This is a genomic window from Nocardioides sp. S5-5 (assembly GCF_054954065.1).
In genome coordinates, this window is sequence record NZ_CP199913.1 from 136,660 (window position 1) to 160,239 (window position 23,580).

At 64.3% G+C, this 23,580-nt stretch carries 20 protein-coding genes and 1 pseudogene; 18 read left to right on the forward strand and 3 right to left on the reverse strand.

All coding sequences use genetic code 11. The annotated features are described in order from the left end of the window. Positions 1 to 52 precede the first annotated feature (52 nt). Together ACUP6Y_RS00610 and ACUP6Y_RS00615 are read left to right on the forward strand one after the other, a co-directional pair. Entirely contained in the window at positions 53 to 580 is a 528-nt protein-coding gene (locus tag ACUP6Y_RS00610) for a DoxX family protein (protein ID WP_462553667.1), read from the forward strand. After that, positions 577 to 2,136 (forward strand): ANL family adenylate-forming protein, encoded by a 1,560-nt coding sequence (locus ACUP6Y_RS00615; RefSeq protein WP_462553668.1) that lies wholly within the window; start codon positions 577 to 579, stop codon positions 2,134 to 2,136. The genes ACUP6Y_RS00610 and ACUP6Y_RS00615 overlap by 4 nt, the downstream gene beginning before the upstream one ends. A gap of 702 nt (positions 2,137 to 2,838) precedes the next feature. Here the strand turns inward: ACUP6Y_RS00615 and ACUP6Y_RS00620 are convergent. Continuing rightward, positions 2,839 to 4,065, reverse strand: a complete 1,227-nt coding sequence (locus ACUP6Y_RS00620; RefSeq protein ID WP_462553669.1) for an NAD(P)/FAD-dependent oxidoreductase — start codon at positions 4,063 to 4,065, stop codon at positions 2,839 to 2,841. Positions 4,066 to 4,074: 9 nt separating this feature from the next. After that, positions 4,075 to 4,392, reverse strand: coding sequence for a 2Fe-2S iron-sulfur cluster-binding protein (locus ACUP6Y_RS00625; RefSeq protein WP_462553670.1), 318 nt, complete (start codon positions 4,390 to 4,392; stop codon positions 4,075 to 4,077). Between the two features lie 111 nt (positions 4,393 to 4,503). On the opposite strand from ACUP6Y_RS00625, the gene ACUP6Y_RS00630 reads away from it, so the two are divergent. The 9 genes from ACUP6Y_RS00630 (at position 4,504) to ACUP6Y_RS00670 (ending at position 15,224) form a co-directional block, all read left to right on the forward strand. Beyond that, entirely contained in the window at positions 4,504 to 6,222 is a 1,719-nt protein-coding gene (locus tag ACUP6Y_RS00630; RefSeq protein ID WP_462553671.1) for an N-acyl-D-amino-acid deacylase family protein, read from the forward strand. A gap of 61 nt (positions 6,223 to 6,283) precedes the next feature. Continuing rightward, positions 6,284 to 7,135, forward strand: a complete 852-nt coding sequence (locus ACUP6Y_RS00635) for an LLM class flavin-dependent oxidoreductase (protein WP_462553673.1) — start codon at positions 6,284 to 6,286, stop codon at positions 7,133 to 7,135. Continuing rightward, positions 7,132 to 8,253: a lactonase family protein gene (locus tag ACUP6Y_RS00640; RefSeq protein ID WP_462553674.1), complete on the forward strand. Its 1,122-nt coding sequence runs from the start codon at positions 7,132 to 7,134 to the stop codon at positions 8,251 to 8,253. The genes ACUP6Y_RS00635 and ACUP6Y_RS00640 overlap by 4 nt, the downstream gene beginning before the upstream one ends. A 98-nt stretch (positions 8,254 to 8,351) precedes the next feature. Then, on the forward strand, positions 8,352 to 9,542 hold the full coding sequence (locus ACUP6Y_RS00645; protein WP_462553675.1) for a thiolase family protein: 1,191 nt from the start codon (positions 8,352 to 8,354) through the stop codon (positions 9,540 to 9,542). Positions 9,543 to 9,563: 21 nt separating this feature from the next. Continuing rightward, positions 9,564 to 10,331 carry an SDR family NAD(P)-dependent oxidoreductase gene (locus tag ACUP6Y_RS00650; protein WP_462553676.1) on the forward strand — a complete coding sequence of 256 codons (768 nt, stop codon included), beginning with the start codon at positions 9,564 to 9,566 and terminating at the stop codon, positions 10,329 to 10,331. A 94-nt stretch (positions 10,332 to 10,425) separates the two neighbouring features. Beyond that, positions 10,426 to 12,171 (forward strand): ABC transporter permease, encoded by a 1,746-nt coding sequence (locus ACUP6Y_RS00655; protein ID WP_462553677.1) that lies wholly within the window; start codon positions 10,426 to 10,428, stop codon positions 12,169 to 12,171. A gap of 42 nt (positions 12,172 to 12,213) precedes the next feature. After that, positions 12,214 to 13,383 (forward strand): ABC transporter ATP-binding protein, encoded by a 1,170-nt coding sequence (locus ACUP6Y_RS00660; protein WP_462553678.1) that lies wholly within the window; start codon positions 12,214 to 12,216, stop codon positions 13,381 to 13,383. Next, positions 13,370 to 14,476 carry an ABC transporter substrate-binding protein gene (locus tag ACUP6Y_RS00665; RefSeq protein WP_462553679.1) on the forward strand — a complete coding sequence of 369 codons (1,107 nt, stop codon included), beginning with the start codon at positions 13,370 to 13,372 and terminating at the stop codon, positions 14,474 to 14,476. The genes ACUP6Y_RS00660 and ACUP6Y_RS00665 overlap by 14 nt, the downstream gene beginning before the upstream one ends. A 136-nt stretch (positions 14,477 to 14,612) precedes the next feature. After that, positions 14,613 to 15,224: a carboxymuconolactone decarboxylase family protein gene (locus tag ACUP6Y_RS00670; RefSeq protein WP_462553680.1), complete on the forward strand. Its 612-nt coding sequence runs from the start codon at positions 14,613 to 14,615 to the stop codon at positions 15,222 to 15,224. Positions 15,225 to 15,278: 54 nt separating this feature from the next. Here ACUP6Y_RS00670 and ACUP6Y_RS00675 read toward each other — a convergent pair whose 3' ends face one another. Further along, positions 15,279 to 15,932 (reverse strand): TetR family transcriptional regulator, encoded by a 654-nt coding sequence (locus tag ACUP6Y_RS00675; protein ID WP_462553681.1) that lies wholly within the window; start codon positions 15,930 to 15,932, stop codon positions 15,279 to 15,281. A gap of 319 nt (positions 15,933 to 16,251) precedes the next feature. Between ACUP6Y_RS00675 and ACUP6Y_RS00680 the strand changes: the two are divergent. The 7 genes and pseudogenes from ACUP6Y_RS00680 to ACUP6Y_RS00710 all read left to right on the forward strand — a co-directional run. Beyond that, positions 16,252 to 16,647: pseudogene (locus ACUP6Y_RS00680) on the forward strand (MFS transporter); the annotation flags it as partial. Positions 16,648 to 16,729: 82 nt separating this feature from the next. Continuing rightward, on the forward strand, positions 16,730 to 18,166 hold the full coding sequence (locus ACUP6Y_RS00685) for an MFS transporter (protein WP_462553682.1): 1,437 nt from the start codon (positions 16,730 to 16,732) through the stop codon (positions 18,164 to 18,166). A 123-nt stretch (positions 18,167 to 18,289) separates the two neighbouring features. Beyond that, positions 18,290 to 19,543, forward strand: a complete 1,254-nt coding sequence (locus ACUP6Y_RS00690) for an acyl-CoA dehydrogenase family protein (protein WP_462553683.1) — start codon at positions 18,290 to 18,292, stop codon at positions 19,541 to 19,543. Position 19,544: 1 nt separating this feature from the next. Beyond that, positions 19,545 to 20,279: an SDR family oxidoreductase gene (locus tag ACUP6Y_RS00695; RefSeq protein WP_462553684.1), complete on the forward strand. Its 735-nt coding sequence runs from the start codon at positions 19,545 to 19,547 to the stop codon at positions 20,277 to 20,279. Next, entirely contained in the window at positions 20,276 to 21,337 is a 1,062-nt protein-coding gene (locus tag ACUP6Y_RS00700) for a phosphotransferase family protein (RefSeq protein ID WP_462553685.1), read from the forward strand. The genes ACUP6Y_RS00695 and ACUP6Y_RS00700 overlap by 4 nt, the downstream gene beginning before the upstream one ends. 349 nt (positions 21,338 to 21,686) lie before the next feature. Then, positions 21,687 to 22,901, forward strand: a complete 1,215-nt coding sequence (locus ACUP6Y_RS00705; protein ID WP_462553686.1) for an acetyl-CoA C-acetyltransferase — start codon at positions 21,687 to 21,689, stop codon at positions 22,899 to 22,901. A 31-nt stretch (positions 22,902 to 22,932) separates the two neighbouring features. Further along, positions 22,933 to 23,538 carry an enoyl-CoA hydratase/isomerase family protein gene (locus ACUP6Y_RS00710; RefSeq protein WP_462553687.1) on the forward strand — a complete coding sequence of 202 codons (606 nt, stop codon included), beginning with the start codon at positions 22,933 to 22,935 and terminating at the stop codon, positions 23,536 to 23,538. Positions 23,539 to 23,580 lie beyond the last annotated feature (42 nt).

A 23,580-nucleotide genomic window follows, 5' to 3' on the forward strand; every position in this document is an offset into this window, starting at 1 on the left:
GCAGCGCCGGCCCTAACCCGACATCTCGCCGATTGTTTGAAAGGACCGCGCTATGCCGTTCGGATCGTCTGCAGTGGATCTCGATCTCGGTCTCTTCCTGGTGCGTATGTCCATTGGACCGATGCTCCTCGTGCATGGGCTGAACAAGGTGCTGGGGGACGGCGGCCTGTCGGGGACGGCAGCTTGGTTCGAAGGCCTCGGCCTGCGGCCGGGGAGACTCCATGCTCGAATGGCGGCAGGAACTGAGGTTGTAGCTGGTGCACTGATCAGTACCGGGTTCTTGACCGGTTTCGCAGCGCTCGGGTTCGTAGGCCTCATGGTGGTTGCGGCGCTCACAGACCATCGAGGCAAGGGCTACTTCGTTTTCAAGGGTGGCTCGGAGTATGTCGCGGTGGTGGCAGTGGCTGCCCTTGCCCTCGCCGCAGCAGGACCAGGCGATTGGTCCATCGACAGTGCCTTGTCCATCGATGTATCTGGGCTCTGGTGGGTTGGCACCGCGGCCGCTGGTGGATTCGCCGGCGCCACCGCATTTCTCGCGGTCTTTCGCCGTTCGTCCGCGCCTGCCGAGGTAGGGCAATGACGAACCTGGGAACGGCCGAACGGACTGGAGGGATCAGTATGCATCTGACCGCGCTACTCGAGACAGCCGCCGAGTCGTTCGGCGACCGCGTCCTGATTGGAAGCAACTCCGACGGGCTCACGGCCGATGAGCTGAAGATGGCAGCGTTGCGCGGCGCTGAAGTGATCGTGGAGGCCGACGCAACGAGCGTCATCTTCGCGAACACGGACGGCGTCGGCCTCGCGATCGCATTGTTCGCTGCTGCCTACGCCGGTGTGCCGCTCCACCCCGCCAGCCCGCAGGCGCAGGACGGACCGGTCGACAACCTCGTGGCGCTCGGTGAGCATGCCGTCGTGGTCGGTGACTCCGGTGGCGACCTTCGATCGCCGAAGGTGGTCCGGACCTTCTCCGGAGCCGAGTGGCTGGCCCTCACCTCTGACACCTCGCGCGACGCGGAGCGGTCGGATACCCGTCCCGTTGTCGGTGATCCGCCGGCAGTTGTGGTCTATACACCCGGCGTGGTGTCGGCACCGAAGGGTGTGCTTCTTCGCCATTCCCATCTGACGACCTATGCCAAGAACGCGGTCTTGGACGAAGATGTCGAGCCTGGTGAAGCCGAGCTCGTTGCGGTCCCCTTGTCGGAGCCGGTTGCGGTAACTCACCTGATCCGGAACATTCACGCAGGCCGACGGTCGGTGTTCCTCGACCGGCTTGAGCCCGACCTGTGGCTTGAGACCGCTCGCGAGGAGCGCATCACCAGGGCACTCGTCGTGCCTCCTCTCCTCGCTCTCATCGTCAGCGGTGGTGACAGGGCGAGGAGCGCGGCCGACAAAGCGGTCCCTTCACTCAAGACGCTTGAGTACGGGGGTGCACCGATGCCAGCATCCGTGATGCAGAAGGCCCGGTCGACCTGGCCGCACCTCAACTTCTTGAACGAGTACTGGCTCGCAGAGGCCAGTTCGACCATCACGCGGTTGACTGAGTCCGACTACCGAAAGGCAGTGCTCTCGCGCGACATCTTCGTGCGAGCACGGCTTGGATCAGTTGGACGGCCCTTGGCCGAGACCTACGTCCAGATCCGTGGCGAGAAGAACAACGTGCTCGAGGCCGGCGAGCGAGGGAGAATCTGGGTCAAAGGACCCCACGTGTCCGCCGAATACCTCGGCAACGCGCCACTCCTGGACGCTGGCGGCTTCTTCGACACCGGCGACGATGGATTCGTGGATGAGGACGGATATCTGTATCTAGTTGGCCGCCGCGACCAGTCGATCGTACGGGCCGGGAAGAGTGTCGCACCGGAAGAGGTCGAGGCACTCTTCGCCCAGCATCCCGCGGTGGCTGACGTCGCTGTCGTCGGGCTTCCGGGGATTGGCTCCGACCAGCGAATGATTGCGGTGGTCGTCCTCCGCGACGACGTCGTCGCAACAGAATCGGAGTTGCGAGACTTCGCGGTTACCAAGTCGCAGCCAACGAAGGTGCCGGACGAGATCATCTTCCAGTCCGAGCTGCCCCGAACCGAGACCGGCAAGCTGATCCGCCGTCACGTCTTGGTGCAGGTCGAGCCCGATCTTGGTTGATTGCTAACGCGCCCGACCCGAAGCATGTGGGTGGGCATACCTGGGACGCTCCCAACCCCTGCCTGCAGACCGGCTCGGCCCGGTGACACGTGACCGGCTGACCGCGTTCGCGATGTAACAAAGCTCCGTTTGGCGCCGATCGGATAGATTCGGCTGCCTACTGCATGATCGTTGTCGGTGTCGTCACGGACCTGGGTGTCGACACCGCCACGGCGAAGTGGGGCGCGCACCCTTGGCGCGCATGCCGCGTGTCGCGAGTGTGTCGCTCCATGGTCACTCCGACCAACCGTTGGCCGGGCGATGCGTCCCGCTTGCGGAGCCGGAGATAGCCCCATAGCGGTCTGGGTTAGTCGCGGACGGCGTCAACGCGACGGTGACGCGAGACCGCGCCTCCGGCTAAGCTGTTACGCGCCGGCCCTCAGAATGAGCGAAGTCCTGGCCACTAACGAAGTCGACGCGTCCCGATGCGTGCAGGGAAACCTGGGTGCCGACCGGCACCAGAAGGCGTGCGGCCGCGATCCTCGATCGCGACGCGAGCACGGCAGAGAGGAACTGACCGGGATCGCGCCGTCGAACGCTGCGATGTCGCATCAAAGGGTCCGACGCTGTTGGGGCGCACCGAAACCCCGCGCGAGCTCCGGCGGCAACTCCGCCCTGGGGTGGTAGTCGAGACACGAGCCCTTGGCGCTCTGGGCCATCGTCCTAGAGCTCTTTCAGCGGTACAGCCGGATCCGCAAGAGCCGCGGGATCTGGACGGGCGCCCGTGACCACCAGCCGCCGTCCGTGGGTGTAGTCCTTCACTGCGTTGACGCAATCCAGCGCAAGGACCCGACCGTCTCTCAGGTAGACGACGGAGAACTTACGCGACGCAGGGTCACCTCGTACGACGGTCGCGTCATATCCACGGGACAGCCCGACGGTCTGGAGGCGCAGGTCGTACTGCTTGGACCAGAACCAAGGAACACTTGTATAGGTCGCAGGTTCGCCGGTGAGCGCGTGGGCCACGACGCCGGCTTGGTCATTGGCGTTCTGGACGGACTCGAGCCGGACGAGGGCGCCGTTGGCGTAAGCGTTTCGATGGAGAGCGCAATCGCCGATCGCGAACACATCGGGAAGGCTGGTTCGACAGGAGTCGTCCACCTCGACGCCGTCGAGGCCGTTCGCACCTGCGGCACGCAACACGTCGACGGCGGGGATGATGCCGACTCCAACGATCACGAGGTCGCAGGGCAGGACCTCTCCGCCGGTCAACCGCACGCCTTCGACTCGGTCAGTTCCCAGCAGGCTGTCGACGGTCACGCCGAGCCGGATGTCTACCCCTCGTGAGCGGTGTTCAGCCTCGTAGAAGCGTGACAGCGGTTCGCCGGCGACTCGAGCAAGAAGACGATCCTGCGCTTCGAGGACGGTCACCTGCTTTCCCGCCTCGGCGAGGACCGCGGCCGATTCCAGGCCGATGTAACCTCCACCGATCACCACGATCTGCGTGGATTCGTCGAGTTCTTGCCGGATGCGGTCAGAGTCTGCGCGGCTACGCAACGTGTGGACACCGTCCAGCGTGGTGCCCTCGCAGGCCAGCATCCTCGGCGTTCCCCCGGTTGCCCAGATCAGGGACCCGTACTCGATTTCGACACCGTCACTGCACCGCACGCGATGAGCCTCGGGATCCACTGCCACGACGCGCCGGCCTGTGCACAGCGCGATGTCGCGCTCGGTCCAGAATGCGGGAGGACGGATGAGCATTCGCTCGAAGGCAGTTTCGCCTCCGAGATAGCCCTTCGACAGGGGCGGCCGCTCGTAGGGCGGCTCCGGCTCGTCCCCAACGAGGCCGATCGAACCGGTGAACTTCGCTTGACGCAGTGCGCCCGCTGCGGCCGCTCCAGCATGGCCAGCACCGACGATCAGAACGTCGTAGTGAGGTGACGGATTCATCGGAGGCTCTCAGTCCTCAGGCGCAATCGTCACGTGGAGCTCGTTGAGATCGCCGCCAACGGGGATCTGGCAGGACAGGCGCGACGTCGGCTTGCGGTAGTCAGAGCTGTCGAGCAGGTCGTCCTCGTCCTCGCTCATAGGTGGCACACGGTCGAGAAACTCCTCGGCGACGTAGACGTGGCAGGTTGCGCAGCATCTCTCGCCCCCGCAGAGCGCCATCAACTCGTCGAATCCGGCATCGCGAATGACCTCCATGGCAGAGAGGCCGTCCTGGCCCTCGACCGTGGAGGTCTCTCCCTCGCGGGTCGTGATGATGAGTTTTGACATGGCTTGGTCCTTCCCTTGGCAGTGATCCAATCACTGTTAGGTTATTGCATTCGAGCGCCGTTTGGTTAATGCTGTGACGTAGACACCACTAGACGTAGGAGGGGCATAGCAATGCAGTCTCAGAGCACAGATTCGAGCGGCGACCTGATCGTCCGTGGCGGCACGCTGATCGACGGCACCGGTGCCGAGCGGCGCCGAGCCGACGTGCGCGTCCGCAACGGCCTGGTGGCCGAGATCGGCCCCAACCTTGCAAAGGACGGCGAGACCGAACTCGACGCCAGCAACGCGTTCGTGACTCCCGGGCTGATCGAGAGCCACACGCACTTTGACCCGTCGCTGTGGTGGGACCCTGCCTGCGACCCGATGCCCCAGCACGGCGTGACGAGCATCCTCTTCGGCAACTGCTCGCTGTCCCTCGCGCCGGTTCGTCAGGCTGACCGCGCAGGTCTTAGCCAGACGTTTGCGGTGATCGAGGAAATCCCCGAGCTCGGGTTTTCGGAGTACATCCCGTGGGATTGGGAGTCCTACCCCGAGTACATCGACTCGATGCGGTCGCGCGGTTTCGGTGTCAACGTCGCCGGTCTGGTCGGTCTGTCCGCGCTCCGGCTGTACGTCATTGGCGCGGAGGCATGGGAGCGTCCCTCGACCGAGAAGGAGCGCGCGCAGATCGCCGCCCTACTCGACGATGCCCTGCGTCACGGAGCCTCGGGTTTCTCCAGCTCGTTCTTCGACCGTGGTGCCGACGGGCGTCTCGTCCCCGCAGCGCAGGCCGACGATGCCGAGCTCGAGGCGCTGCTGAAGGTCACCGGCAAGCATGGCGGGCACTTCGAGATGCTCTCGCAGATGATGGATCAGCCCACCTCTCTTGAGCAGCTCGAGCGTTGCTCGCGCCTCGCCGGAGGCGCCGGTGTCGTCATGACTTGGAACGGGTTCCAGGACTGGGATCGCGACTCGTCGATCATCGAGACCTACGTCGACCTCGCGCGGCGACTTCAGGCCGAGGGACTTCCGACCTATCCGACTCTGTCGCCTCACCCGCAGGAGTTCCTCGCTAACTTCCAGGGCGGGATGGGCTTCCTGGCTGTTCCCGCTTGGAACGAGCTGCTCCAGGCGGAGGAGCCCGAGCAGGCCAAGATGCTGGCCGATCCCGCCTGGCGGGCTCGGGCTGCGGCAGATTGGGACAAGTTCCCGAAGACGACCTTCCCGCACCAGGACCTCGACCGAGTGCGGATCGAGACTGTCGAGCGCGCGGACCTCGAGCACCTCGTCGGTGAGTCCTTCGGCGACTGGGCACGACAGCACGGAGGCCACAACTCCGACGCACTTGCCGACTGGCTCCAGATGAACGAGCTGCACCCGGGCCTCGCCTATGTCACGGCCAACGCGGACCCTGACCGCCTGGCATCCTTCCTCAAGGACCCTGCGGTCATGATCGGTGCGAGTGACGCCGGTGCACACTGCATCTCGCACTGCAACAGCGGCGACACCACCCTGTTCCTCAGCCGGTACGTCCGCGACCGCGGCGATTTCACCCTCGAAGAGGGCATCGCCCAGCTGACTTCGCGGCAGGCTGACCTGTACGGCTTCGCGGACATCGGCCGCCTTGAGGTCGGCAAGCGAGCGGACCTGATCGTGTTCGAACTCGACCAGCTGAACTTCGCTCGCCCCGAGGCTGTCTATGACTTCCCGGGCAACACGAAGCGGTACCGGCGCCCCGCTGGCGGGTACCGAGCGACGGCCGTCGGGGGCGTCATGACCCAGATTGATGGAAAGGCCACCGGAACGCTTCCTGGTCAGTGGCTGACCGGACAGTCTCCGGTGCGGCCCTGACATGCCCTCACGAATGCGGTGACGAGCGCCGGCTTCAAGAACACGACCGAAGGCTGATCTCATGACGATGTTCGGAGCGCACACGGCGCTGGAGAACTGCACGATCAAAGAGCTGCGGGACACCTGGACCTTGGCGGAGTCCCTCGACTTCGACTGGGTGAGTATCTGGGACCACCTGCTCCCTGCAGCATCGACCCCGGACGCACAGACCTGGGACTCGGTGGCATGCCACGCCGCGCTCGCTCTCACCACAAGTCGGGTGCGGGTCGGTTCGTTGGTGTACTCGAATGGCTTCCGCAACCCGGCGCTGCTGGCCAAATCTGCCGCGACCATCGACCATCTTTCTGGGGGGCGGATGGAGCTGGGCCTCGGCGCGGGGTGGAACCGTGATGAGTACGTCGCTTTCGGCGTTCCGTTCGAGGCACCGCCTGTGCGTTTGCGGCGGCTCGCCGAGGCGATCGAACTGATCAGGCGGGTCTGGACCGAGCCAGTTGTCGATCATGCTGGTGAGTTCTATCGGGTCGAAGGTGCCCGGTGTGGTGGTGCGCCGTTGCAGTCCTCCCCTCGGATCTGGGTCGGTGCAACTGGTGAGCGCCTAGGACTGAAAATGGCCGCTGCCGTGAACGACGGGTGGAACTGCACAGCAGTCACCCCAGAAGATTTCGCGCGCAAGCGCCAGATCCTGCTCGACGCGGCCGCCGAGCCCGAGAAGATGGTCTGCGCAGTCAATGTCGGATTCGGCGACGCCGCTGGCGAAGGCCCGGCGCTGACGGGCACAGCGGAGGAAATGATCGACCGCGTCGGTCAGTACGTCGAGGCCGGCGCAGACATGATTGTTCTTCGCATGGTTGCTCCGTTCAACCGGGACGAGATTGCAAAGTTCGCTACCGACGTGATCCCGAAGTTTCGATGACCACGTGGAACGTGTACGTCGGTTGCTTCACCGATGACATTTGGAACTACTACCCCCGACCCGAGGAGGTCCGCGCAAAGACCTCTCCGGGGTTGGAGTGGTTGGTTCTGGACGACGCTACCGGCGACCTGCAGCATTGCGGGTCGACCGGTGGCGGTCTCCGCAGTCCTCAGTACTTGGCGCGTCACCCCAACCTTCCGATGCTCTACGCCGCGGAATTCAGCAGGCAGGCTCGGATGCTGGCCTACGACATTCGACCGGACGGCGGGCTGAGTGCGCGGTCATTCATCGAGTCCCACGGTGCGATGGCGCTTGCCGTCGAAGTCCATCCACTTGGGCATGTCGCCTACCTCTGCCACCTCGGAGGAGGGGTCCTTTCCGCAGCTCGGCTGACGGGCGAGGGAGAGGTGTCAGAGATGAACCGCATCGCTGGCACGGCTGTGCAGAACGTGACACCGCTGAGTCCGGAGGCAGTGTTCGACTACAAGGGCGCCGGGTCCAAGCTGCATCACTTGCAGGTTTCCCCGGACGGGTCGTGCGTGCTCGTCGCCGACGTGGGCCGTGACGAAGTCAGTACGTACGAGGTGGTGGAGGAGGCCGGAGATCCCGGGCTCCGACTCACGTCCCGGCTGTCCTTTCCTGACGGGAGCTCGCCGCGTCATGTCGAGTTCCATCCGTCTGGGAACCGGGTGTACGCGGTAACCGAAGGCGACGCGCGCCTCTACGTTCTGGAGTCTCAGGCATTCGTCCCGACCAAGATCCTCAGTGCCCACACCCTGGTCCCCGCCGACTATGAAGGCGACAAGCTTCCGTCCGAGGTACGACTGCATCCCGACGGTCGCACACTGTTCGTCGGAGTGCGGCGTGCAGATCACATTGCCATCTTCAGCGTCAACGAGGACGGCGATCCGAGCCTCGACCGGTTCCAGCCGAGTCGTGGTCGTGATCCCCGCAGCCTCGCGATCGCACCGGAGGGGCGATACCTGCTCGTCGCGAACTGGCAATCGAGCGACGTTGCAGTGTTCGCCATCGCCCCTGACGCCGGACTCGTTCCCGTCGGAGAACCAGTCTCGGTTCCGTCGCCGAGCTCAATTGTCTTCGGCCTCCCGGCCGACTAGTTGCAACCGCTGGCAAATCGGCACAGCGACATGCCGAGCCGGCCAAACGGCCGGCCTCTCCACTCGACGAACCTCAATGCCTCAATAGGAGTACACCCATGCCGTCCGCAGTAATCGTCGACATCGTTCGCACTGCCTCTGGCCGCGGGAAGCCAGGCGGCGCGCTCTCCGTCGTCCATCCCGCCGATCTGCTGGCGACCACCCTGGCCGCATTGGTCGAGCGCACGGGAATCGATCCCGCGTTCGTTGACGACGTGATCAGCGGTTGCGTCAGTCAGTCGGGGGACCAGACCGCGAACATCGCTCGCACCGCTCTCCTGGCGGCCGGCCTGCCCGAGTCGGTGCCCGGCACGACCGTTGACCGCCAATGCGGTTCATCGCAGCAAGCTATGCACTTCGCCGCCCAGGGCGTCATTGCCGGCGCTTACGACGTGGCGATCGCATGCGGCGTGGAATCGATGAGCCGAGTGCCCATGGGGTCATCCGCTGGAGGAGTGAATCCGTATGCGCCGTTGGAGCGCCGCTACTCGGAGGGCCTGATCGCGCAGGGTGTCTCCGCTGAGCTCATCGCTGCTCGATGGAAGTTCAGCCGAGACGAACTCGACGAGTTCTCCGCACAGTCGCATGCCAGGGCCGTCGCAGCCACGTCGGCTGGTGCCTTCGATTCCGAAATCGTGCCTGTCGCCGTCACCGCTGCCGACGGCACTGTCACGACGCACCTAACGGACGAAACCATTCGGGCGACCACAACCGCTGCCGGTCTCGGAGGTCTCAAGCCGTCCTTCTATGATGAGCTGCTCGGACAGCGCTTTCCCGAAGTCGACTGGGTCATCACGCCCGGCAACTCTTCGCCACTGACCGACGGAGCTTCCGCCGCGCTCATCATGAGCGAGACGATGGCCAACCGCCTCGGTCTCAAGCCTCGCGCCCGGTTCCACTCATTCGCCGTCACCGGTAGCGACCCGCTCCTGATGCTGACCGGAGTGATCCCGGCGACCGAAAAGGTCCTCGCGAAGTCTGGTCTGAGCATCGCTGACCTTGACGCCTATGAGGTCAACGAAGCATTCGCTCCGGTCCCACTCGTGTGGGCACGCGAGCTCGGTGCGGACCTCGACAAGCTGAACCCGGCCGGCGGCGCGATCGCATTGGGGCACCCCCTGGGCGCATCCGGAACGCGTCTGATGGCCACCATGCTCAACCACCTCGAGCGCAGTGGGGGGCGATACGGCCTGCAGACCATGTGCGAAGGCGGCGGCATGGCCAACGCCACCATCATCGAACGACTCTGACCTAACGCGAAGGCACATCACATGGATATCTCAGAGAACGTTGCAATTGTTACCGGCGGCGCCTCGGGCTTGGGCCTGGCCACTGTTCGGCGGTTCGTCGACGAAGGCGCGCGGGTCGTGATGCTGGACCTGCCGTCCTCGGCAGGGGCTCAGATTGCGGCGGAGCTGGGCGAGCAGGTCGAGTTCGTCGGGGCGGACGTGACTAATGAGGATCAGGTCTTGGTAGCGGTGGATCGCGCCGCCGCCTGGGGTGAACTCGTCGCCGTCGTCAACTGTGCCGGCATCGGAGCCGCCACCCGCGTGGTCGGCCGGAAGGGCCCGCACCCCTTGGAGACCTTCCGCAAGGTGGTCGAGGTCAATCTGATCGGCACGTTCAACGTCATTCGATTGGCGGCCGCCGCGATGATCGATCAGGGCAGCACCTCGGAGTCCGAGGAGAGGGGCGTGATCATCAACACGGCCTCTGTCGCTGCGTTCGACGGTCAGGTGGGGCAGGCGGCCTACTCCGCCTCGAAGGGTGGCGTTGTAGGCCTGACCCTGGCTGTGGCGCGCGACTTGGCACAGCACCGGATCCGTGTCGCAACCATCGCGCCTGGGCTCTTCCTCACCCCGTTGCTGCAGCAGCTGCCCGACGATGCGCTGACATCGCTAGGTGGACAGGTTCCCCATCCGAGTCGCCTCGGCGATCCGGCCGAGTATGCGGCCATGGCTGCGCACATCGTCAGCAACCCGATGCTGAACGGTGAGGTGATCCGCCTCGACGGTGCGATCCGAATGGCACCGGTCTAAATGTGACGCAGGTCTTCCGTATCAAGCACTGTTAGATTAATCTCGGCAGAGGCGTTACGCCCGTCACAACGCCGTAGTGGAGAAAGGGGGAGCTATGTCCGACACGCTTGAGCTCGCCGAAATCAACAAGCACCGAGCCCCGTCCTCGTCGCAGAGTCCTCGGCTCAGCGACTACGCCCCGGTTCGGTCCGGAGTCAGCAGAACCTCTGCCGGCGTGTTGGTGCTCTTTGTAGGGCTGCTCTGCCTTCCGCCGGTGTACTTCGTCGTTCACTCGGCGCTCAGTGACGGAGCGACTGGCCTGCGGCAGATGCTCGATGACCCCGACCTGGCGAAGACTCTGCGGGTCACCGCTCTTCTCGCGTTCGGCTCAGTGGTCATCAGCACCGTGCTCGGCACCCTGCTGGCGTGGGGCGCCCAAGGCCTCAGCCCCCGCCGGCAATGGCTGTCCTTTCTGCCGTTCGTTCCGCTGGTGATGCCGGCCCTCGCGTCAGTGACCGGGTTCGTCTACCTCCTCGACGCCCGCATCGGCTATGGCAATCAACTGCTCCGCAAGCTCCCGTTCTGGAGTGATCTGCGGCGCGGGCCCCTCGACGTCAACACGGTCCCGTTCGTACTGTTCGTCACCGCGACGGTGCTGACCAGCTTCGTGTACCTCTTTGTTCGCAGCGCTCTGGCACAACTGGACCAAGGGGTCTACGACGCCGCGGCGGCCTCGGGGGCATCCCCCAGTCGCACGTTCCTCACCGTGATTCTGCCACTTCTGCGGCCCGCTCTGGTCTACTCGTCCCTCACGGTAATGCTGCTCGCGCTAGGACAATTCGCGATCCCGCTCTTTCTAGGCCGACAACAGAACATCACCGTGCTGTCGACCGCGATGTTCAAGAGCACCGCCCAGTCGCCGCCGAACATTCCTCTTGCCTCGGCATACGGACTGCCGATCATCGTGACCGGCCTGATCTTCATCATCATCCAGCGGGTCGCGCTCCGTGACCAGGACCGATTTGCCGGAACCGGCACCAAGGGCGCGGCACGCTCGCTCCGAAAGAGCGGCTGGCTGTCCCAGGGAGCGCTGCTCCTCTATGGCCTGATCGCCGTCATCGCGCCCATTGGATCCGTCGTCATCGTGGCATTCCAGCCGTACTGGTCACGCGACATCATGTGGGACCAGTTCACCCTGATCCACTTCCGCGAGGTGTTCAACCACCCGCTGCTCAGCGAGTCCATCCGCAACAGCATCGTGTACGCGCTATCGGCGGCGGCCATCGTGGTCCCGCTTGGATATCTGATCGCCAAGTTGCTCTACCGGCGATCTCAACACCGCATCCTTGCTGCGATTGCCGATGTGCTTGGCAGCGCCTCGCTCGGTATCCCCGCAGTGATCTTTGGAGTCGGATTCCTTCTGGCTTACACGCAAGGACCGCTGAACCTGTACGGCAAGAGCTTGGGGCTCATCGTCGTATACGTCGTGCTGACAGTTCCCTTCGTCACTCGCGTCTTCTACGTTGGCATGGTCAACCTCGGCAGCAACTTGGTAGATGCCGGCGCTGCGTGCGGTGGCAGGTTGTGGCGCCGCACCTTGACGCTCGAACTGCCGATGCTGCGCTCTGCCGTGGGTAGTGCGATCGCGATCGCACTGATCTTGACCTCGCAGGAGTTCGCTGCGTCGGTCCTCGTTCGCTCCACCCGAACCCAGGTCATGGGAACCGCCATGTACGACAACTTCGTCAACGGCAACAACTCGGCAGTAGCCGTGATGGCCCTCGTCATGTGTGGCATCACCGGCGTTGGCGTCGTCCTAGCGCTGATGTTGGGCCGCCCCTCGAGCCGGAAGGCGCTGTGATCGCCATGGCAATCAATCGTAAGTACAAGGAGAAGATCAGCGATGTCTGACATCAGGGTCAAGGACCTACGGAGGGCGTTCGGTCGACGTGGCGACATAGTCGCCGTCAACGACGTGTCCTTCGATGTCGAGCCGGGGGAGATGCTTGTTCTCGTCGGTCCCAGCGGCTGCGGGAAGACGACCACCCTGCGGTGCCTGGCTGGCCTGGAGACCCCCAGCGCGGGTTCCATTGCATTCGGCGACCAGATGGTGTTCGACGCGAAGCGCAAGATTCAGGTTCCGATTCATCGCCGCGACATCGGTCTCGTTTTCCAGAACTATGCGTTGTGGCCGCACCTGACTGGGTGGAACAATATCGCCTTTCCGCTCAAGTCACGGCGCATGGGACGTGTCGAGCGCGAGAAGAAGATCAAGTCGATTGCCCAGGTCGTCGATCTCGATCCCAAGCTGCTGATCAAGCATCCTGCGCAGCTCAGCGGAGGTCAGCAGCAACGTGTTGCGCTGGCCCGGGCGCTTGTTGCCGAGCCGAAGGTCGTCATGTTCGACGAGCCGCTCAGCAACCTGGATGCTGCCCTGCGTGAGCAGCTCCGCTCGGAGATCCGCCGGCTGCACGAGGAGGTCGGCTTCACGGGCGTCTATGTCACTCATGACCTGTCGGAGGCCATGCTGCTCGGCGACCGCGTCGCCGCGATGTCTGACGGCTCGATCATCCAGATCGGGACACCCAATGAACTGTTCCAGGAACCGGCCAATCTGCGGATCGCGCGGCTGATGGGATACCGCAACGTGGGCACCCTCCGCTGCCGATCCGGGCGTTGGAGTGCGAGTGACTGCGAAGTCACCGGGCCTATTCCGTCAAACCTGCGCTCGGGTACCACGTACGAGATGGTCGTGCGTGCCGAGTGCATCTCTCTCGGGGTCAAGAACCACGACGATCACACGTACCGCATCGGTGGCGGAAGGCTTGTGAGCGTGGGTTATCTCGGTGGCGAGCAAGAGGTGATCGTCGACTTCGGTGGACGACGCCTGCGTCTCATCACGCCGCTAGACGACGAGTTCGTCCCTGGGGAGCCAGTCGAGCTCTCTGTCAATGCGTCGGATGTCCGCTTCTTCGCTGCCGGTGATGACAGCGGCATGACTGCCGAAGACGATCTCGTCAAGTCCGACGAGGTCGCCAGCAACAATCAGGAGAGAGAATATGAGCACTCGTAGCAGCCGTCGCCGCCTCGTCGGTCTCGTCGGCGCCACTCTTGCTGGGCTCGTGTTGGCGGCGTGCGGAAGCGGGGCCGAGTCGGGTACGTCGGACGAACCGAGCGTCGCACCGCCGGCCAACACCAATCCCGCACTGGAGCCGTTGATCAAGGCCGCCCAGAAGGAGGGCTCGCTCGAGGTGTGGGGCGTTCTAAACCCCGCCCACATGGACACGGTCGCCAAGGCCTTCGAAGCCACCTACGGGATCAAGACGACGATCACGGCGTACAGCCCCGCTGACGTGATCACTCGTGTCGACGCCGAACAGGCCTCGAAGGTCGGTTCCCAAGACGTCCTGCTCCAGACTGACCGGGTGTGGCACGCACAGCACCAGGACTACTTCGCTGAGATCACCGGTCCGGACGTCCTTGCGGCTGACGAATTGGTCCGCAACGGCGCCGCGCCGGTTGACACCGAGGAGCCGGTCGCCACCCAGGCGCTCTATGGGGACAACACTCGAGTCGCCACTCTGTACGCCCCGTGGGGGTATGCGTGGCGAAAGGACGCGGTCGATTCGGACCCGTCTTTTGAGGACCTGTTCGCCGATGACACCTTCGAACAGGCCATCGGCATGAATGATCCCGATGGGAATCCGCCCACCACGGCGCTGTACTACAACCTGCGCAAGCGGTACCCGGATCTGTTCGAGCGGCTGGGTAAGCTCAAGCCCACGCTCTACCCGCTCTCCGGTCCCGCCGCGGAGGGACTGGGCGCAGGCTCGGTCGACGCCATCTTGGCGATTTCGGCGGCAGCTGTCGCCCAGCTCGACAACGTCGGGTTTGCCTACGATGACAAGTTCCCGGCACTCGCGACCCCGGTGTACGGAGAGATCCTCAAGTCCTCCAAGAGCCCCAACGCTGCTCAGCTCTTCGTCGACTGGCTCATGACCCCCGCTGGTCAGGAGGCGTGGTGCTCTGGGTACGCATCCGTACTTCCGGACATCAAGAGCGCCACGCTGTCGTCGGCCGACCTTGAGGTCTACGACGCCAGTTCGGTCTCTGAGGCCGACCTGGACAAGACTGTCGAGGACTTCAACAAGGCACTTGGCCGCTGATCGGCGCGTGAGTCTGACGGTTTGACAGGGCTGGTCCTCGGCGTCGTGGTCGCCGAGGACCAGCCCTCCTTGATTGCACCCCGGTTCCGACGCGAATCGGGTTGGCCTTGAAGTTCGATCTTCCAAGGAGGAAGACATGTCGCCAGATCGGACCAAGCGTCGTCCCCGTCGCTTTGGCGCACTTCAACGCGACGAGATGGACGTTCAACAGCAGGCGGTGAACGACCAGCTCGTCGCGTTCCTCCACCCCGACCGCGCCGGCAACGGCGAGGTCATCGGTGGACCGATGGATGCGCTCCTTCGCAGTCCGGCGGTGGCAAACTCGACCGGTCGAATGGTGATCACGATGTTTCGTGAGCTCGACCTTCCTCGAGAGGTCACCGAGCTGGCCATCCTCATCACCGCGAGACACTGGAACTGCGACTACGAGTTCCAGGTGCATACGCGCTACGCCGAGGCCAGTGGTCTGGACGCAAAAATCGTCGACGCGATCGAGAACGATGACGTGCCTGACATGCCGCCCGAACTGGCAGCCGTCCATGCCTTCACAACTACGCTCCTGGGTGAGGGGCAGGTCGGAGACGAGGTCTTTCAGGCGGTCGCGGGCCGGTGGGGACAGGCCGGAGCAGTCGAGCTGATCGCGGCGATCGGCTTCTATACGACCTTGGCGTTCGTCATGAACGTAGACCGGCTTCCAGCCGAACGCGACGGCGAACCATGGACTCTGCCGCATCCGCAGTCCCGCTGATCACTGGCACAGAATGCCGACACGGACTCGACCGCTGAGACTAGAGCAGGATCGCTAACGGCTAGAGGAGGCGGCCCGCCGGCGGGTACCGCTTCGGCGTGTACCCGAATCTGCTTGCGGGACTGCATCGATGATCGCCCGCACGGAACGCTCCCACACGACGTCGTCGTTGACGCGGGCAATCGCGCGCGCGCGGGCCTGATTGAGGGCTGTCAGCGATTCATCGACGGGCGTGGAGTCACCGCGCATCGCCTCGGTGTAGAGCACAGATCCGAAGGTGAATGCCTCGATGCTCTCAATGAGCGCGAGCACCAGGTCCTCACGAACGTGTTGCTCGACGAGTATGCGGACCGCCTGATCGTAAAAGGGTAGAGCGAGTCGGTGCGGATGCTGGCTGAGAATGACGGTTACGAGGTACGGATGCTTGAGCAGCGCATCTCTATAGAACCGTGCCTGACCAAGCAGCCACTCTCGCCAATCGGAATCGGGAGACTCCATCAGGCGGGCCTCATCGAGGGCAAGCTGAGCGGCCCCGAGGAGGATCTCGTCCTTGTTCTTGAAATGGTGATACAGGGAGGCTCCGTTCACCTCCAGTTCGCGAGCAAGTCTGCGGATGCTCAGCTCCTGAAGGCCCTCTTCGTCCAAGATGCGAAGCGCGGCTTCCAGCGTGGCGCGCTTGGAGATCAGCGGCACCTTCGGTCGTCCCACAGCCCCAGCCTCCTTGAGTCGCTCGTCAGGCCAAACGGCTGAGGCCTGCACCATACCGGTGGCCCCACCAATTCACCGCTGTCCGCGGCGGTTGTTGACGTGGCCCAACGGCGTCAAGTAAGTACCATTATCATATCAAACGCCGCTGGATTGCGTACGGCCGACGGTATCGAGTTCTGTGCCAGGAGGCACGAATGGATCGAAAGAATCATGCCCGGGCGGCTTCGGTCTGCGGCAGCGGCATCTGCGGGATGTGGCCGGCGTGAATCCCCATCCGGAGGTCGCTGGACCGAGGTCGAAGCCATGGCTCATGGTTGCAATGCTGTCGTCCTGCGGAATCGTCGTCTCCCTTCAGCAAACCCTCCTGCTGCCTCTGCTCCCTGACCTGCCGCGGCTGCTGGATTCTTCTGCCGATAGCACCTCGTGGTTGGTCACGGCCACACTGCTCAGTGGTGCTGTTGCGACCCCCACCATCTCGCGCCTGGCTGACATGTACGGCAAGCGTCGAATGATCGTGGCTGCGCTCGCCGTCTCGGTGCTCGGCTCGCTGGCCGGCGCCCTGAGCCAAGCACTGCCGCTGCTCATTGGCGCTAGAGCCATTCAAGGCGTCGGCATCGCTGTCGTGCCTGTAGCCATCGCGATCATGCGAGACGAGCTCCCGCGCGACCGCGTGCCGCTCGGCGTGGCCCTCGTGAGCGCCACGCTCGCTATCGGAGCGGGTGCTGGCCTTCCCCTGTCGGGTCTGATCGCTGAGCACATGGACTGGCATGCGTCGTTCTGGCTCACGGGAATCGTTCGTGCTGATCGTCGGCACGGTGGTCCTGCTCCCCGAGTCGCCCGTTCGCACGAGCGGTGCGTTCGACCTGCGAGGCGCCGTGCTGCTCTCGGTGGCCCTCACCTCCCTGTTGCTTGCCCTGTCCAAAGGAGGTCAATGGGGCTGGACCCAGCCCAACACGGTTCTCTGCATCGCTGGAGGCGCGGCGGTCCTCGCCGTATGGATCCCGATCGAGCTTCGAACCCCCCGTCCTCTCGTCGACATCAGAGTGGCCGCACGGCGATCAGTCGTCCTGGTGAACTTGGCGTCGCTCTTCGGTGGCTTTTCCATGTTCGCGAACATGCTCATCACCACCCAGCTGCTCCAGCTGCCGGTTCAGACCGGTTACGGCCTTGGGCTCGACGTCCTCGACACGGGGCTGTGGATGGTTCCCAACGCAGCTGCCTTCGCGTTGATGGCCCCGGTGTCTGCCTGGATGTCGCGCCGGATCGGGCCGCAATGGACCGTTATCCTCGGCGCGCTCTTCATGGGCGCTTCGTACATGTGGCGTGTCTTCTACAGTCACGATCTCGCGCAGATCGTGGTCGGATGCGTAGTGGTTGGCGTCGGCACCGCGCTCGTGTACAGCCCGTTGCCGACTTTGGTTATGCGTGCAGTGCCGGTTACGGAGACCGCGTCGGCCAATGGACTCAATGTGCTCATCCGCTCGATCGGCACCTCGACCGCGAGCGCGACCACTGCCGCGATCGCCACCGCCTCCGCAGTCTCGATTGGAGGGCGGGCTCTGCCCACGTTGGACGCACTCATGCTGGTGTTCTGGCTGGCGGCCGTGGCTGCTGTGGCAACTGCCGCGATCGCGGTCCCGATGCTCCGCATGCCTGAGTACGCGCCGAAGGACGACCGCGCTGGCGTCGAGAACACCACGCGCGCACAGATCGTTCAGGGACAAGTGCTTTCCGGCGAAGGTGTTCCTGTGCGACAGGCGGTCGTCACGGTCCTCACCCCCGATGGCTGCGCGGTGGACTGGGGGCAGTCGGACTTTGAAGGAAGGTTCGCAGCAGCCGTCCCACGTCCAGGCGATTACTTGGTGATCACTGCTGCTGACGGCTGGATGCCGCGGTCGCGGATGGTGACCCTCGGTGGTGGATCTCCAGTCCCCCCGATCGTGCTGCGCGACAGGCTCATACTCGGGGGCAGGATTTGTGACTCCGAGGCCTATCCGATCACCGGCGCGCTGGTGATCCTCACGCGCAGTACGGGCGAACTGGTCGCCACGACCACGACCGACCACGAAGGCCGCTACCAGGTGCCCCGCCCGGCGAACGGCCGCTACGTCCTCACGGTTACGGGGTCCGAGGAGGCCCTCGGTGCGCGGACGTTGTCCATCTGGGAGGAAGCTCGAGACTTCGATCTCGTAGTCGGGACGCCACTTCGACGGAGCGACGCAGCAAAGGCCTGACTCGCCGGGTGCAGGATCAGCCCATTATCCGAACAGTGCTTGATTAATCGCCTGAATCCGAGTTAGATGACGGTGTCTCGTGCCCGTTGAGCAGCCAGCCTGCCCAAGACTTGGAGATGCTCGATGTCGACCATTCAGGGTGACCTATTCACCACCTCCGAACGCGCAGATTCGTATCAGGCCGAACTCCTCGACTTCATGGATCGACACGTCTACCCGGGCGAGGCCGTCTACCACGAGCAGATGCGTGCGGCCGGTGACCCCCACCACCATCCCGAGATCCTCGAGGAGTTGAAGGACGAGGCGCGTCGCCGTGGACTGTGGAACCTCTTCCATCCGCATCCCGAGTGGGGGCCCGGGTTGTCGAACCTGGAGTACGCACCCCTCGCGGAGATCATGGGCCGCAGCCCCCATCTGGCGCCAGAGGCCTGCAACTGCAGTGCGCCAGACACCGGCAACATGGAGGTCCTGACCCTCTTCGGAACCGACGAGCACAAGGAGCGCTGGCTCAAGCCGTTGCTGCACGGGACGGTCCGCTCGGCTTTCGCGATGACCGAACCGGACGTCGCAAGCTCAGACGCGACGAACATCGGGCTGCGCATGGAACCTCGATCCGGCGGCTACCTTCTCAATGGCAAGAAGTGGTTCGCATCGAACGCCATGCATCGGAACTGTCGCGTGCTCATCGTGATGGGAAAGACCGACCCATCCGAGGCGCCGCACAGACAGCAGTCCATGATGGTCGTCCCGATCGACGCGCCCGGCGTGAGCGTCGTCCGAAACCTCCCGGTCTTCGGCTACCACGACCGTGAGGGACACGCCGAGATCGTCTTCGACAACGTCTTTGTCCCGTCCAAGGACCTGCTCAAGGGCGAAGGTGAAGGATTCGCCATCGGACAGGCCCGTCTCGGGCCGGGACGAATCCACCACAGCATGCGTGCCCTCGGCATGGCGGAGCGCGCCCTAGAACTGATGTGCCGCCGCGCCCAGGACCGCACGACGTTCGGACAGCCGCTCAGCGAGCGCGCCAACATCCGAGACTGGATCGCCGAGGGTCGTATCGAAATCGAGAAGGCCCGCCTCCTCACCCTCAAGACGGCCTGGCTAATGGACACCGTCGGCAACCGCGCGGCCGCCACAGAGATCGCCGCGATCAAGGTCGACGCGCCCAGCGTTGCGCTCAAGATCGTCGACCGTGCCATTCAGGTCCACGGGGGTGCAGGTGTCACCGATGACACGCCCCTCGCCGCATTCTGGGCCCACCTGCGCGCTATGCGCATCGCCGACGGTCCGGATGAGGTACACAAGCGCACGGTGGCGCGACGGGAACTACGCAAGTACGCCACACCCCATTCAGCAGCCGCCAAGGTGTCTTGAGATGACCGACCTTCGCGGCCGCACCGCCATCGTCACCGGTGCATCCCGCGGCATCGGGCTCGCCACCGCACAGGCACTCGCCGCGGCCGGGGCCAACGTCGTCCTCACGGCACGCACCCAAGAAGCGGCCGACGCCGGCGCGGCACAGGTCGATGGAACGGCCCGCGGATTCGAGGCCCATGCTGTCGACGGCGACGCAGCGCAGCGTTGCGTCAGCTTCACTCTTGAGACGTTCGGAAGCTTGGACATCCTCGTCAACAACGCAGCAACGAACGCGGCCTACGGCTCCGTCCTAGAACAGGAGTACGACCGCTTCCACAAGACAGTCGACGTGAATTTGTGGGCTCCCCTCATGTGGACGGCACACGCAGCGCGGGCCTGGATGAGCAAACACGGCGGCACGGTCGTCAACGTCGCCTCCCTCGGCGGACTGGTCACCGAACGCAACATCGGCATCTACAACGTCACCAAAGCCGCGCTGATACACCTGACCCGCCAGAGCGCGCTCGAGCTCGGGCCCGCCATTCGAGTGAATGCCGTCGCGCCCGGAATCGTCCGCACGACCTTCTCCGAAGTCCTGTGGTCGGACAAGGAAGACGAACTCGGGACTGCGCTACCCCTGGGGCGAATCGGAGAACCAGACGACGTCGCATCCGCGATCGTCTTCCTCGCTTCCGAGCACTCATCCTGGACCACAGGACAGACCCTCGTCTTGGACGGAGGCGCCACACTGTGAGCGCGCAAACCCCATCAGTCCGGCCCACAGCCGTTCCCGGCGTCGACGAGCACGAGCTCACCCGATGGATCAGCGCTGCGGACCCCACCGTTACACCGCCGATTCGCGTAGCTCGCATCGGCATCGGCCAGTCGAACCTGACCTATCTGGTGACCGATGCCCGCGGTCAGCAACGCGTTCTGCGACGTCCACCAGTTGGAGAACTCCTGCACTCCGCTCACGATGTGCTTCGTGAAGCACGGATTCTGATCGCGCTGCAACGCACCCCCGTTCCGGTGCCGCACATCTACGGCACGGCAGAAGTAGGCCAGGTCGCTGATACCCCGATGGTTCTCATGGACTTCGTCGACGGTGTTGTTCTCGATCGCCCACAGACCATGGCGCGGTTGAACAACGAAGCGCGACGTGTGGCGGGCTTGGGTCTTGCAGACACGTTGGCGAAGATCCATGCCGTCGACATCGACGAGGCCGGCCTCGGCGACCTCGCCAGCCACTCGCCGTACGCCGATCGGCAGCTACGCCGATGGTCGGGCCAATGGGAAAGGTCCAAAACCTCCGACCTGGGGGAGTTGGAGTTGCTCACTCGGCGTCTCCAGTCGAGCAAGCCGCCTCCGCGTGACCTCACATTGGTCCACGGCGACCTCCACCTGCGCAACGTGCTGGTCGACGGCTCGGACGGGAGCATTCGCGCAGCGATCGACTGGGAGCTGTCCACGCTGGGCGATCCGCTAGCCGACCTCGGGACGACATTGGCCTACTGGCCTGAACCGGGCGAGAGCGCGCTGGCCGACTTCGGGGGAGCAACCGTCCCAGGATTTCCTTCTCGGTCAGAGCTCGTGGAGCGCTACATCGAGAACACCGGCCGCGACGTGAGCGAGGCGGAGATCGGCTTCTGGCACGTCCTGGCACTGTGGAAAGTCGCCATCATCGCGGAAGGCGTTCTGCGCCGTGGGTTGGACGATCCGCAAAACCGCGCGACAGGAGGCGCCCCCGACCGGCGGATGGTCGAAGAGATTGTCGCGCTTGCTCATCGCGTAGCCGATGACACCCGCCTCTGACCGCGCCCGCGGATGCCTGGACGATCGGGGTCATCGATGAGCCTGCCTAGGCAGAACCGAACCGGTCGCTGGGGTGCACATCAGGGCGGAGACACGCTTCCCTTTAGCGGCGCGGGCCGTCCGGATGCCTCAGCACAGAAGTCCAGCGACGCCCGAACTGGATGCGGTCGCAACGGACTCTCTGGTCATCGCCGTCCGCTCAACGCAACAGGCGCATCTCGGGCCCAAGTAGCCCCAGCGTCGAACGCAGGGGGACACCCTCAGCGAATGCAAACCAAAGATCTGAGATCGAACGGCTCGGCCACGTCGAGCGATCGCTCGACCGCCCAATGACCCTGAAGGACATCACGTGACTCAAAACGAAGCGTTCATCTACGACATCGTCAGAACCCCACGAGGACGTGGAAAGTCCAACGGCTCATTGCATGGCACGAAGCCGGTGTCATTGGTCGTTGGCCTCGTGGACGCCCTGAAGCGCCGCAACACGAACCTGGACCCCATGCTGATTGACGACCTGGTCCTCGGCTGCGTGTCGCCGCTGGGTGATCAAGGAGGCAACATCGCCCGAACGGCAGCCCTCGCAGCGGGCTTCCAAAGCTCCGCACCGGGATTCCAGCTGAACCGGTTCTGCGCATCCGGCCTCGAAGCGATCAATCTCGGCGCGCAGAAGGTACGGGCAGGATGGGACGAACTCGTGCTCGCCGGCGGCGTCGAATCGATGTCGCGTGTCCCTATGGGAACCGACGGCGGTTCATGGATGAACGATCCGGCGACCGCCTATGCAGCCGACTTCGTACCGCAAGGCATCGGCGCCGACCTGATCGCGACTATTGAGGGATTCGATCGGACCGACGTGGACCGGTTCGCCGTCGAATCGCAATCCCGAGCCGCCAAGGCGCTCTCCAACGGCGCATTCGACCGATCGGTCGAGCCCGTCCGGGATCTGGCGGGCCGAGTTGTCCTCGACCGCGACGAGTTCCCGAGACCGGAGAGCACCGTCGAGTCTCTGGCCAAGCTGAGGCCTTCCTTCGAGGCTGCGGGCGCTCAAGGATTCGATGCAGTCGCCCTGCAGAAGTACCACTGGATCGAGCGCATCGACCACGTTCACACCGCGGCCAACTCATCTGGAATCGTTGACGGTGCGGCATTGGCGATCCTCGGAACAGAGGCAGCGGGCCGCAAGTCCGGCCTCACCCCGCGCGGCAGGATCGTCGCCACCGCCGCCGTCGGAAGCGAACCGACCATCATGCTGACGGGACCGACGCCGGCAACCCTAAAGGTGCTCGACCGAGCTGGGATGACGGTCGACCAGATCGACCTCTTCGAGGTCAACGAAGCTTTCGCGGCGGTCGTGCTCAAGTTCATGAAAGACCTCGACGTCCCCCACGAGAAGGTCAATGTCAACGGCGGCGCGATCGCTCTCGGACATCCCCTCGGTGCCACCGGCGCAATGCTCGTCGGCACGGTGCTCGACGAGCTCGAGCGCCGCGACCAACGCTTCGGTCTGTGCACGTTGTGCGTCGGTGGCGGGATGGGCATCGCCACCATCGTTGAACGCCTCTGAATCAACCAGAGTCCCAGTAGCGGAGAAGAAGATGACCTACCAAGCCACTATCGATTGGTCCCGTGACGACGACGGAATCGTCACGCTGACCATGGATGACCCCAACCAGCGCGTCAACACAATGAACGCCGACTACCGAGCCTCCATGCATGCCACCGTTCAACGGCTCGCTGCAGAACGCCGAGACATCACCGGCGTAATCCTGACATCCGCAAAGTCCACCTTCTTCGCTGGTGGCGACCTAAACGGCCTCTACGCTGTCGAAGAGAACAACCTCGCCCAATTTGGCAACGACGTGGAACAGGTCAAGGCCGACCTCCGCATCCTCGAGACCCTCGGCATCCCGGTCGTCGCAGCCCTGAACGGCTCCGCCCTCGGGGGCGGCCTGGAGATCGCGCTGGCCTGCCACCACCGCATTGCCGTCACCGGACAACGCAGCCAGTTCGGTCTACCTGAGGTCACCCTCGGCCTACTTCCGGGCGGAGGCGGAACCGTGCGCACGGTTCGCATGCTGGGCGTCGTCCGTGCCCTGACCGAGGTCCTGCTCGACGGCGTCCGCCACGACGCGGCAACGGCAACTCGATTGGGGCTTATCGACGAACTGGCCGATTCGCGCGACGAAATGAGGCTCTTGTGACGCATCCGTGGGTGCTTGAGCGCGCCTGAAACGTGAGCACGC